Source organism: Halosimplex yunnanense (assembly GCF_054504345.1).
The window spans coordinates 402524-415036 of record NZ_JBTJEL010000033.1 but is presented as its reverse complement, the minus strand read 5'-3'; the positions used below and the strand labels follow the sequence as shown (position 1 = coordinate 415036).

Annotated in this window: 7 protein-coding genes; 4 read left to right on the top strand and 3 right to left on the bottom strand. The window is 66.5% G+C overall.

What is annotated here, in order from left to right:
* Window positions 1-60 precede the first annotated feature (60 nt).
* The 3 genes from AB2U09_RS10805 to AB2U09_RS10795 form a co-directional block, all read right to left on the bottom strand.
* Window positions 61-1296 carry a glycosyltransferase family 4 protein gene (locus tag AB2U09_RS10805; protein ID WP_459192720.1) on the bottom strand — a complete coding sequence of 412 codons (1236 nt, stop codon included), beginning with the start codon at window positions 1294-1296 and terminating at the stop codon, window positions 61-63.
* A gap of 144 nt (window positions 1297-1440) precedes the next feature.
* Complete coding sequence (locus tag AB2U09_RS10800; protein ID WP_459192719.1) at window positions 1441-2694, bottom strand: glycosyltransferase family 4 protein; 1254 nt, start codon at window positions 2692-2694, stop codon at window positions 1441-1443.
* Window positions 2695-2819: 125 nt separating this feature from the next.
* Entirely contained in the window at window positions 2820-4115 is a 1296-nt protein-coding gene (locus AB2U09_RS10795) for a nucleotide sugar dehydrogenase (RefSeq protein ID WP_459192718.1), read from the bottom strand.
* Window positions 4116-4352: 237 nt separating this feature from the next.
* Between AB2U09_RS10795 and AB2U09_RS10790 the strand changes: the two genes are divergently transcribed.
* The 4 genes from AB2U09_RS10790 (at window position 4353) to AB2U09_RS10775 (ending at window position 12486) form a co-directional block, all read left to right on the top strand.
* Window positions 4353-5879, top strand: a complete 1527-nt coding sequence (locus tag AB2U09_RS10790; RefSeq protein ID WP_459192717.1) for a right-handed parallel beta-helix repeat-containing protein — start codon at window positions 4353-4355, stop codon at window positions 5877-5879.
* Window positions 5880-6320: 441 nt separating this feature from the next.
* Entirely contained in the window at window positions 6321-8651 is a 2331-nt protein-coding gene (locus AB2U09_RS10785; RefSeq protein ID WP_459192716.1) for a right-handed parallel beta-helix repeat-containing protein, read from the top strand.
* Window positions 8652-9112: 461 nt separating this feature from the next.
* On the top strand, window positions 9113-10564 hold the full coding sequence (locus AB2U09_RS10780) for a right-handed parallel beta-helix repeat-containing protein (RefSeq protein ID WP_459192715.1): 1452 nt from the start codon (window positions 9113-9115) through the stop codon (window positions 10562-10564).
* A gap of 497 nt (window positions 10565-11061) precedes the next feature.
* Complete coding sequence (locus tag AB2U09_RS10775) at window positions 11062-12486, top strand: oligosaccharide flippase family protein (RefSeq protein ID WP_459192714.1); 1425 nt, start codon at window positions 11062-11064, stop codon at window positions 12484-12486.
* Window positions 12487-12513: the final 27 nt, after the last annotated feature.

Below are 12513 nucleotides of genomic sequence, written 5' to 3'. Positions count from 1 at the left end.
CGTCGGCTACGGGCCGTATCCGGCCCGATAGACCGCCTGGCCGCGGATCGCAGTCCGCGATCAGGCCGAGACCGGGGCCGCTCGCCGGGTCTCGACGGTGTTGTCGAACAGCACGCGCTCGTGGCGCGCGACGATGCGGTCCCAGTCGTACTCCTCGGCGGTCGCCCGGGCGCCGCGTTCGAGCGCCCGCGCGTCGACCTCGCCCTCGATGCAGGCGTCGAGGGTCTCGACCAGCTGCTCGACGCTCTGGTCGTAGATCAGCCCGTTCTCCCCGTGGGTCAGGAGCTGCTCGTGGGCGGGCAGGTCTGTCGCGACGACGACCGTCTCGGCGGCCATGTACTCCAGGAGCTTCCCCGGGAAGCTGATCCGGAACGATTCGATGTCGTGCAGCGGGGAGATGGCGACGTCCGTCTCGCCGAGCATCCGGGGTACTTCGTCGTGGGGGACGAGCCCGACCCACTCGACGCGGTCGGTGACGCCGAGATCTCGGGCCTTGCGCTTGAGCTCGGCGATCGTGTCGTCGTATCCGCTGCCGACGATACGGAACTCGATGTGGTGGTCGCTCCGATGGACGGCTTCGATGACGTCGCCGATCCCGCGACTCAGCCCGATCGAGCCGATGTAGGTGACCACCAGATCCGGGTCCTCCTCGGCTTCGGTCCGGGCCGCTCTGCCCCGACGGGCGCCCTCGGCGAACTCCTCGAAGTCGACGCCCATGCCGATGACGAACGCGTCGGAGAGGTCGACGCCGTACTCCTCCTCGGTGATCTGTCGGATCCCGTCGGTCAGGCAGACGACCGCGCTGGCCCGGGAGAGGAGGGCGCCGAACACCTCGGCGTAGAGCGACTTCACCGTGACCGTGACGCGGTTGCGGAGGGTTCGCTTCCCGCTCGACTCCACGAAGTCCCGCTTCTGGCGCACGGGGACGGACACGAGGCCGACGACGAACCGCGACTCGCCCGCGACGGCGGCCGCCCAGCCCTGCAAGACGGTCTTCTGGAAGGTGTAGACGGCGTCGTAGCGGTAGCGGAGGCCGAGCGCGACGGCGTAGAACAGGGAGATCAGGTGAAACAGGATCCCTGAGACGACCGGGACCGCTCCCGTGTCGACGGTGTGATACACGATGTCCTCGGGCGGCTGCTCCTCGTCCTCGACGTCCCGGCGGCCGTTGCAGAGCACGTGGACGGTCGCCGAGTCGGCCATCTTCGTCGAGACGTAGTGTTCGGCGGTCGAACTGTACGAGGTCGAAATGTCCCGGTGGTGGACGAACAGCACCGAGTTCCGGTCGCCGCTCATGGTTCGCGTATCGGCGTCCTCGGGTCGTTCGTAGTGGCGTACACGAACGAGTGGACCGCACAGAGACCAATAAGTACGCGCCGGTTAACCCGACAGACCGGCGGATACGGGCGAATCCGAGTTCTATCGGTTCGAGCCGTCGGGTCAGTCGGTCGGTTCGAGCCGTCGGGAGTCGGCCCGGTCGCGGTCGGCGTCGCGGTAGGAGTTGGACGTGTGCCCCTCGTACACGTCGAGCAGTTTCTCCCGCTGGTTCTCCCAGTTGAACCGATCGAGGGCGGCGCGGTGGCCGTGCCGGCCGAGTTCGGCGCGGCGGTCGGGATCGTCGATGAGCGAGACGAGCGCGTCGGCGAGCGCGTCGGCGGACTCCGGTTCGACGGCGACGCCACAGTCGACGTCCTCGACGAGTTCGCCCCAGTTCCCGATGTCGGAGACGACCACGGGCAGGCCCGCGGACATGTACTGGAAGAGCTTGTTCGAGCGGTGGACCGCGTTGGTCTTGTTCGGCGCGGGGTGAAAGCACATCGTCCCGATATCGGCCTCGCGGAAGTGGTCGATCATCCCCTCCAGCGAGGGGAACCACTCGACGAACTCCACTCGGTCGGAGGCCTCGATGCGGCGCTCGATCCCCGCCCGCTCGTCCGCGGAGTCGTACTTGCCGCCGATCGATAGCTCGACGTCGTAGCTGTCGGGGATCCGCTCGACGGCCTCGATCAGCGTGTGGATCCCCCGGTCCTCCGAGAGGAGCCCGCGGTAGACCAGCCGGGTCGGCCCCTCCGCGTCGGGTTCGATGTCGTCGCTCGGGTCGGTGCCTTCGGCCCACCGGCGCTGAGGGTAGTTCGTGACGACCGTCGGGTCCCGGCCGGCGAAGCGCTCGGCGATGTCCGGCGAGGCGGTGACGATCTCGTCGACGACGCGCGAGAGCCCGAGTTCGACCAGTCCGGCCGCCTTCGCGGCGGCGGGCCGGATCGGCTCGGGGAAGATCGGCTTGTGGGCCAGCGTGTCCTCGACGTTCTCGTGGACGTCGTAGACGACCGTCCCGTCGGTCGCGAGCGAGAGGACGGCACCGACGGGGAGACACTCCACGTCGTGGAAGTGATACACGTCGTAGTCGGTGTCGAGGAGCACGCGAGCGACATTAGCGGCCGCGCGCAACCGCGTTCCCATGGATATCATCGACCCCTCGTCGGCGTCGCCGTAGGTGACCGTCTCGACCGGCGAGTCGCCCTCGAAGGGCGTGTAGTACGTGACGTCGTGGCCGGCCTCCTCGAGCGAGACCGCCTCGCGGCCGACGACCCGGGAGTCCGTGGCGTCGTGCGCGCTCGTGAAGACGCAGACGCGCAGGCCCTCGGACGACCCCTCGATCCGTCGATCCGCCGGCTCACCAGTTCGCTGAACCATCAGGTACCGGGAGGGGCCTCGCCGACGTTAGTAACAGTGCGCTAAAACGGGTCGAGACCGGTTAGGGGACCGTTTCGGCCGAGCCGTTCGTCGCCTGCGCCGGGAGTCGGCTTCGGCAGACGCGGCTACCAGCTGACGGAGTGGTACTCGGGGACCTCCTCGGCGATCTCGGGGACGGTGCCGACGGGGTCACAGACCGGCGTCTCCTCCAGTCGCGTCGTCAGTTCGGGGCGCTCGCAGTTGTTGGCGAACACGACGACGTCGGCCCGGTCGAGGAACGAGTCCGGGTCCGAGACGAGCCGGTCGGTCAGGTCGGGCATCGTCTTGTCGAGGTAGTCGCGGTTCGACCCGACCGCCTCGGAGGGGTCGATGCCGTCCGCGTAGAACAGCACCTCGTCGTCGAGCTGCTTGGCGAGGCGCAGGCCGGGGCTGTTGCGCATGTCGGTCGTGTCGGACTTGAACGCCATGCCGACGATACCGACGGTCGAGCCCTCCAGAGACTCGACGCGGTCGCGGACGCGCTGGATGTGCGTGTCGTTGCTCTCGGGGATGCTGTCGAGCAGGGGGGCATCGACGCCGTTGTCCTCCGCGATGGTCGCGATGGCCCGGGAGTCTTTCGGCAGGCACGAGCCGCCGAAGGCGAAGCCGGGGTCGAGGTACTGCTCGGAGACGTTGAGCTTCCGGTCGCTCTGGACCAGATCCATCAGCTCGCGGCCGTCGACGCCGGCGGCCGACGCGAGCGAGCCCACCTCGTTGGCGAAGCAGATCTTCAGCGCGTGGAAGGCGTTGTTGACCATCTTGAGCGACTCGGCCTCCTCGGGCGCGACCGTGCGGACGTCGCCGTCGAGGCCCAGCGTCCGATAGAGGTTCACCAAGTCCTCGGCGGCGTCGCTCTCGAAGGTGCCGACGACGACGTACGGCGGCTCGAAGAAGTCGTCCATCGCCGCGCCCTCGCGCAGGAACTCGGGGTTGACGGCGAAGTCGACTTCGGTCCCGTCGTCGGTCTTCTCGTCCATGTACTCGCGCAGGCTGCGCGTCGTCGATGGCGGGACGGTGCTGCGGACAACGACCCGGTGTTCGCCCTTCTCGTCGACCGCCTCGACCATCGAGTCGACCACGTTGTAGAGGTTGGTCGTGCTGAGCTGGCCCGTGTCGTCGAGCGGCGTGCCGACCGTCAGGAACGAGATGGACGAATCGAGCACGGCTTCCGACGCGTCGGTGGTCGCGTCGACTCGGCCTTCCGCGACGCCGTCGGCGATGGCCTCGTCGACGCCCGGCTCTTCGATCGGCGACTCCCCGGCAGAGACGGTCTCGACCTTCTCTGGGTTCACGTCGACGCCGACGACGTCGTGGCCCTCGCTGGCGAGACAGGCGGTCATCACGCAGCCGACGTATCCGAGACCGAACACTGATACCTTCATCGAGCGACTGCTCGCCCGATTCCCGCTTTGTTATCCCTGACTTATCGGGGTTAGCGGGTCTATGACGGCCGAGAAGTGGGATCTCGGTTCCGCGGTCCGCGGCCGTCGAACGCATCCGCTGGACGGGACGCTGTTGGGCGCCCTCGGCGCAGTCTGCCCGGAACTGTGCGTCGTAGGGGGCGTTTGCGAGGGGTATCGTCGTCATAACAATGACCGGGAGGACGGAAGTAGCAACGAATGCCTGCTGAAGAGCGGACGAGACGCGGCTTCTTGCGCTCCGGTATCGCAGCAGCAGCAGCAGCAGTGGCCGCGGGACTCGCCGGTTGCCGCTCGGACGGCGACGAGACGCCGACGCCGCCCGAGACGCCGACGCCGCCCGAGACGGGAACCCCCGCCCCCACCGAAACCGAGTCCCCCACTCAGACGCCCTCGCCCTCCCCGACGCCAGTCCCCGAGATCGTCGAGCGGTACGGCGAGCGGTACGAATCGATCGTCAACGTCGCCCAGGCCGCCAGCGGCGACGACACCTCGGTCGACGACGTCGTCCAGTCGGCCGTCAACACGGACGATACCCTCCTCTACTTTCCGACGGGCGAGTACGAGCTCTCGGAGGTCCGGGTCCGCGACGCCCGCAACGTCGGCCTCGCCTCCCTCCCGAGAGACGACTCCGTGATCAGGCCCTCCGTCCCGCGGGACGACCTGCGGGAGGCGTTCATCGACTTCCGACGGGTCGCCGACGTGCTTCTCGAGGGGATCACCTTCGATTACTCCGAGTCCGGCTACGGCGGGTCCGTTCGGCTCGTCACCCACGGGAACTTCATCGCCAGAGACCTCCGGACAGAGGGGAAACTCCCCGACAGGGACAAGAGCCGGAAGAACGTCGCCTACCGGTTCGACGTCCAGGACGAGGAAGGGATCGGCCTCGTCGAGCGGGTCACCGCGCGCGAGGGCGGTCACGACGGCGGGAACGGCGTCGGCATCTACGTCGGGAAGGACCACGCCGGGACGCTGACCTTCCGCGACTGCGAGGTCGCCAACTTCCCGAACAACGGACTGTACGCCTCGACGCCGGGCCGCAACTCCGACGGTTACCGCGGCGCCAACGGGGCCGTCCACGTCCGGGGCGGTCGCTACGAGAACAACAACATCGCCAACGTTCGCATCGGATCGACGGGATCGACGGTCAGGCACGCGACCGTCGTCGTCGACACGGTCCCGCCGACCATCTCCCAGAGCGATCTCAACGTTCGCGGCATTCGCCTCCGTGCGCGCAGCGGCCAGGTGGTCGAGGACTGCGATATTCGGATCGGCGAAGACGCCGGTGAAGGGTTCGGTGCCATCTCCTTCCACCCTGACCACGGAAGTTCGACGATCAGGGACACGCAGATCACGGTCGACCGCGACGGCTTCAACGCGATCGATGCGACCCACGCGAACAGCGGGGGGACCAAGGACCCGCTCGAATTCGAGAACGTCACGATCACCGGTTCCGGTGGGAACGGGGAGACCGTCACCATCGCCGACCGACCCGGAACTACGTTCCGCAACTGCACGATCGAACAGTCCGGCGCCGACCGCGACGGGATCGTCTTCAACAACTCCGACAACTGTCTGGTCGCCGACTCGACGATCAAGGTGACCGACGATCCGATCGAACTCAACAACTCCACCATCGAGCGAAAGAACCTCTCGCTCGGGACGCCGGAGATAGACGACCCCGAGGCGAGCGACCTCCGCGGGGGCCGCGAGCGACGGAACCCGTAGCCGTCCCGCCCGCGCAGTTTCCGGCACTCCGGCACGGGCGATTTCTTCAGTTTCTGTCCCGGTCGTCAATTCCCGTCCTCGGCTGCTCCGCTCCTGTCTGTCACTGTTCCATCCGCCGCTGTGCCGGGGGTGGTCCCAGCCGTTTTCGCTCGCCGTACTGATCTCGCGTCAGGCCCTGAAACCGCTGTTAACGTGCGCTTACCGCCTATGTAGCGGATGGTTACTCCGGTAGCACCGTCTCTTCGCGGGCACGTCCGAACCGCGCATTCAGTTGGCCGCGGCCCCGACGTATCGCGCACTCAGAGGGCCGTAATCGAGACCGTCCCTCCACAATCCCGCAACTATCCTGCGAGTATCCGAACGTAACCTCTTCCAACTCGCTCGCATCGGAAACCAGACGCGCAACTACCCTTATAACAGTAGATATGGCTTAACCGGAACATGGTCAACGGCAACCAGAACGAATCGGACAAGAAGAACGAGCCTACCCGGGCTAACGATGGGCTACCGATCGTCGGTCGCGGATACGGCCGTCGATCGTTCCTGAAGGCAGCGGGCGGCGCGGCGGCGCTCCCGGTACTCGCCCGGGCGGCGAGTAGCGCGCCGACCTCCCACACCCTCGAGATCGTCTCGACGGAGTCGGCGACGGAAACGGGCGGCCTCGACGTCACCTACGAGTTCACGGCGACCGGAGAGATCACTCCGGACGCCGACAGCGGTCGCAATTCGAGCGAGGAGAACGACTCGGTCACGCAGAACAGCGACGGCACGTGGACGGCCACGGGCAAGACCGGCAACGGCTTCGGCGACGCGTTTACCTTCCAGGGGTCGGTCACCGACTTCTCCGCGCAGGGTTCCTACGAGTTGATCCTCGACGGCCAGACCGTCACCGCCGACGAACTGGTCAGCGATCCGCGCCACCACATCGAGGTCGTGACTACCGAGAGCCCCTCGGAGCTGGACTACACGTTCACGACGACCGGGAAGATCACCAAAGACACGGACAACGGCGACATCTCCGCGTCGGGCAACGACTCCGTCACACAGAACGACGACGGCACGTGGACCGCGGATGGGTACACGGGCAACGGCTACGGGGACGCCTACTACTTCGAGGGCGACCTCGTCGAGTTCGGTCCGGTCGAGGACTTCGTCGAGGTCCGGATCGACGGCTCGACCATCGACCTCTCGCAGTTCGAGTCCAGCCGCCATCACATCGAGGTCGTGACCACCGAGGACCCCTCGGACCTGGACTACGCGTTCACGACGACCGGGGAGATCACCAAAGACACCGACAACGGTGACATCTCCGCGGCCGGCAACGACTCCGTCACGCAGAACAGCGACGGCACGTGGACGGCCACGGGACACACCGGCAACGGCTACGGGGACGCCTACTACTTCGAGGGCGACCTCGTCGAGTTCGGTCCGGTCGAGGACTTCGTCGAGGTCCGGATCGACGGCTCGACCATCGACCTCTCGCAGTTCGAGCCCGAACGGCACCACATCGAGGTCCTGACTACCGAGGATCCCTCCGAGCTGGACTACACGTTCACGACGACCGGGGAGATCACCAAAGACACCGACAACGGCGACAACTCCGCGTCGGGCAACGACTCGGTCAGCCAGAACAGCGACGGCACGTGGACGGCTGACGGCTACACGGGCAACGGCTACGGCGACGCCTACTACTTCGAGGGCGAACTAACCGCGTTCGGTCCGGTCACTGACTTCGTGGAGGTTCGCGTCGACGGCTCGCTGATCGACCTCAGCCAGTACGAGGGGACGGTCGAGGAGACGACGACCAGCGGTTCGAACGAGCACAACCTCGGCGGTGGCGAAGGGTACCCGAACACCATCCCCGAATCGGAGGCCGATTACGTGGTCTCCACCCTCAGCGACCTGATGGACGCCCTCGACGCCGCATCGAGCGGCGAGATCGTCTACGTCGCGGGCGACGCGACCATCGACGCCTCGTCGGTCACCGGGACGAGCAAACTCGTGGTCCCCTCGGGCGTGACGCTCGCGTCCGACCGGGGCATCGACGGCGCCCCCGGCGGTCGCATCAAGACCGACGTCATCGACTACTCGCACATGATGTCCGCGAACCGCAACGCGCGCGTGACTGGCCTGCGGATCACGGGTCCGATCTGGGAGTACGTCGAGTACAGCAAGCCCGTCTCCAGCGGTCTCACGGTCAACGGGAGCGGCGTCGAGATCGACAACGTGGAGGTCTACGGCTTCAACCACGCGGGCATCAAGCTCAACGCCTCGGCACACATCCACCACAGCCACATCCACCACCACTCGATGGACGGTCTCGGCTACGGGATCATGTGCTACGGCGGTCAGGACACGCTGATCGAGCACAACCGGTTCAACTACAATCGTCACTGCGTCGCGAACGAGGGCACGGCCGGGTACGAGGTCCGATACAACCGATTCGAGAACCAGACCATCGAGTACCAGGTCGGGACCCACCGTCCCGGTGCGACCACTCTCAAAATCCACCACAACACGTTCGTCCCGACAAAGCACCTCAGTGACGGCCAGGACCCGGGCTGCCACGTGATGATCCGCGGCGTCCCCGACGACGTCGCCGACGTCCACAACAACTGGTTCTACAACCCGATGGAACCGCGCAGCACCCCGAACATGTGGACCGACGAGTCGATCGTCCAGGTCCACGTCGACGAGTGGACGAACGTCGAGTACAGTAACAACCACTACGGCTCCGACGAGCCGTCCGCGGACATCGGTTGCCCGCGGTAAGCGCACCCGACCCGTTCCCTGTGAGACACCGCCGTCCCAGGTAATCGGACGGCGGCCCACCCCGGTGCTGTGAACCGTTTCGATTCGGCGGTTGCGGCTCACGTTTCTGTCTCTTCTTCGCCGACGGAACTCCAGCGGATCCCGTTCGCCGACGGAGCGCCAGCGGGTCCCGTCGTTCCCCCCTGCGCGGACCATCGCTTCTTCGCCGCGTCCCGGATGGAAGTCGGTGTTGCGAAACCGGTCACGGCTGCGGTAATCGCTCCTTACCGGCCGGGAGACCGGCGTTTTCAGCTGCCCGAGATCGGAGGGATCCCAGCGGCGCTGTGCCGGCCCGTCCTACGGAAGCGCAGGCCAACCCGCAACTAAAGCTGACGTTCCCGACGGCAAGTCTCCGGAAGCCGCCCGTTTTCGGTACCACCGTCGCAGATACCCTTATTTTAGAAGCTGAATCTTACCGCGATATGGCACTCAGTAATGAGGGCAAACCGAAGGGCGACGAATCACAGACCGACCGTACCCGAACGCAGGCAGATCGTAACGACCGCCTACGTGGCCTGACCGGTGGGCTCGGTCGTCGATCGTTCCTCAAAGCCGCCGGCGGCGCGGCGGCGCTTCCGGTACTCGCCCGGGGCGCGCAGGCGGCGTCGACTGCCGAGACGCGACACATCGAGATCGTCAGCACCGGGCGAAAGCGCGTGACCTACGCGTTCACGGCCACGGGAGCTATCGAACCGGCCGAGGGAACGATCGAGTCGAACGACTCCATCTCGGAGAACCCCGACGGGACGTGGACGGCGACGGGCCACGTCGCCGGCGAGGGGTACGATACCTACAACGTCGAGGGGGAGATCACCGACTTCTCTCCGGAAGAAGGACCGTTCGAGCTGTGGGTCGACGGGAGTACGGTCGAGCCCTCGGACGTCACCGGCGAGGAGACGACCGCGACGGACCTCGCTTCCCCGGCCCTCCTCGGCGGCGGCGAGGGCTACCCGAACACGGTCTCCGAGTCGGAGGCGGACGTCGTCGTCTCCACCCTCGACGAACTCGAACAGGGACTGAACGACGCCAGTAGCGGCGACGTGGTCTACGTCGCGGGCGACGCGACCATCGACGCGACGGAAGCGACCGGGACGGAGCGACTGACCATCCCCTCGGGCGTGACGCTCGCGTCCGACCGCGGCATCGGCGGCTCGCCCGGCGGTCAGATCAAGACCGACGTCATCGACTGGGAGTCCATGCTCTGGGCAGGCGGCGACGCCCGCGTGACGGGCGTGCGAATCACGGGCCCGCTCTCGGAGTACGTCGAGTACAGCAAGCCCGTCTCCAGCGGCCTGACAGTCACGGGAGAGGGCGTCGAGATCGACAACGTCGAGATCTGGGGCTTCAGCCACGCCGCGCTCAAACTCAAAGCGTCCGCGCACGTCCACCACAGCCACGTCCACCACAACTCGATGGACGGCCTCGGGTACGGCGTCATGTGCTACGGCGGCCAGGACACGCTCGTCGAGTACAATCGGTTCAACTTCAACCGCCACTCCGTCGCCAACGAGGGCACGGCCGGCTACGAGGTCCGGTACAACCGTTTCGAGGGCAAGGCTATCGACTACCAGGTCGGGACTCACCGCCCCGGTGCGACCACCCTCAAAATCCACCACAACACGTTCATCCCCACCAAGCACCTCAACGACGGCAAGGATCCGAGTTGCCACGTGATGATCCGCGGCGTCCCGGACGACGTCGCCGACGTCCACAAAAACTGGTTCCACAACCCGAAGAAGCCGCGCGACTCGCCGGACATGTGGACCAACGAGTCCATCGTTCAGGTCCACGTCGACGAGTGGACCAACGTGGAATACGACAGCAACCACTACGGTCCTGACGAGCCGTCCGCGGACATCGGTTGCCCGCGGTAAGTCGTCCTTACTGCCGCTCTACTGGCGGACTGGTGGTTTGCTGCGTCGCTCCCCCTCGGGTTTTCTGCCCCGGCCGGTTTTCCACTTTGCTCCGGCTCGGTTTTCCACTTTGCTCCAGCTCTGGGTTTTCCGCTTCGTCCTCCCTCGCTCCTGTCCCCGTTCGCTCGACCAGTGACCACTCGGCGTCTCCGGGGTACGTTTTCGCGTGACCCAGCCGACGCCCGGGCGGCCGAACCGAGGCCGCGATACAGGGATCCCCGTACTCCCGGGTAACAGGTGTTTAACAACAGGGTGGGGTCGGGAACCAACAGGCGATGACTCACACATTCGGATCTCGACTACCCTCTGCAAAGCGGTCCTCGGGCTGGCGCCGCTCCCCGCAGGCGCCCCGCGGAAACAGGGTGTTCCGGCCGGACCTCGTGGTCCCGCTCCGTGCCCGTCGCGTCTCGTGGAACCGCCATTCGACCGAACTGATCGGCGGGCTCGACTGACAGCGAATGGACCTCAGGGATTCCGTCCTGAAGTTGTTCTCGGGACGCGTGGTCATCGCGGTGGTCGAGTTCGTCGCGATCGCTGGATTCACGCAGGCGCTCGGGACCGGCCCGATGGGGTCGTTTTTCGTCTTCCAGGCGGTCATCGGGATGCTCGGCGTCCCGATCGACCTGGGCGTCTCCAAGGCACTCGAGAAACAGCTCTCCGCGGACGAGCCGCTGGGGGAGGTGCTAACCACGTCGGTCGCCGTCAAGGTGCTGTTGGCGGCCCCGTGGCTCGCGGGACTCGTGATCGCGACCCCGCACGTCGAGCGGTACGTCGGCATCCAGGGCATCGTCCCCTTCATCGTCGTCGGGCTCGCGGTGTCGCAGTTCCGAATGGTCGCGTTGCGGCTCCTCGCGGGACAGCTCCGCGTCGACCAGAACGCGTTCCTGAAAGTGCTCGGGAAGCTCGTCTGGGTGACCAGCGGGGCCGCGCTCGTCTACCTCGGGTGGGAGGCCCGGGCGATGATCACGGCGTACATCCTGGGTCGGGCGGCCACGCTCGTCGCGGCGCTCGTCAAGGCGGACCTGGCGGTGAGTACCCCGCGCGTCTCCCGCGCGCGCAGTCTGGTCGACTTCGGCCGGTACGTGTTCGTCGGCAGCGTCAGCGGGATGATCTACCAGTGGATGGACGTCGCCGTCCTGCGGCTGTTCGTCCCGGTGTCTATGGTCGGCGCCTACGAGATCGCCTGGCGGGTCGCGTCGGTCGCGATGATGCTCACCGAGGCGATCCGGACGTCGCTGTTCCCGCAGATCTCCCAGTGGTACGCGGAAGACCGGCTGGACGAGATCGAATCGGCGTTCAGGCAGTGGCTGCAGATCCCGCTGTACATGACGATCCCGGCGTTCGCGGGCGCCGTCGTGCTCGGCAGAGAGGTCCTCGGAACGCTGTTCGGCGCCGACGTCGTGCTGGCGTATCCGGTCCTCATCATCTTCATGGCCGAGAAGATCCTGCGGTCGGTCCAGCTGGTACTCGGGCCGTCGCTGTACGCGATGAACAAGCCGGTCCTCGGGTATCGCGGGAGCGTCGCCGCTATCGTCTCGAACCTCGTGTTGAACTTCGCGCTCGTCCCGCATTTCGACATCATCGGGGCAGCCGTCGCCACCACGTTGAGCGCCGCGATCGCCGCGGTCGTCGGGATCACCTACGTCTCGCGGTTCGTCGACATCGTCGTGCCCTGGCGGCGGGTCGCCTGGAGCGTCGTCTCGGCGATCCTCATGGCCGCTACCGTCCTCGGAGTGAAGCCGTACTTCCCCGACGGCATCCCGCGGGTCGCGCTGGGAGTGGCCACGGGCGTCGCCGTCTACTTCGCGCTGCTGTTCGCGAACGAGGGCATCCGCCTCGAACTGCGCGGCGTCATCGAGGACGTCACCGGCTCGTCGTCCTGACGAGACGGACGACGCCGGCCGTCGAGC

Bases quoted from the DNA above. Each gene is read 5' to 3' on its own strand.
- AB2U09_RS10805 (WP_459192720.1), bottom strand. From the start codon at position 1,296: ATGAGCGGCGACCGGAACTCGGTGCTGTTCGTCCACCACCGGGACATT.
- AB2U09_RS10790 (WP_459192717.1), top strand. From the start codon at position 4,353: ATGCCTGCTGAAGAGCGGACGAGACGCGGCTTCTTGCGCTCCGGTATC.
- AB2U09_RS10785 (WP_459192716.1), top strand. From the start codon at position 6,321: ATGGTCAACGGCAACCAGAACGAATCGGACAAGAAGAACGAGCCTACC.
- AB2U09_RS10795 (WP_459192718.1), bottom strand. From the start codon at position 4,115: ATGAAGGTATCAGTGTTCGGTCTCGGATACGTCGGCTGCGTGATGACC.
- AB2U09_RS10800 (WP_459192719.1), bottom strand. From the start codon at position 2,694: ATGGTTCAGCGAACTGGTGAGCCGGCGGATCGACGGATCGAGGGGTCG.
- AB2U09_RS10775 (WP_459192714.1), top strand. From the start codon at position 11,062: ATGGACCTCAGGGATTCCGTCCTGAAGTTGTTCTCGGGACGCGTGGTC.
- AB2U09_RS10780 (WP_459192715.1), top strand. From the start codon at position 9,113: ATGGCACTCAGTAATGAGGGCAAACCGAAGGGCGACGAATCACAGACC.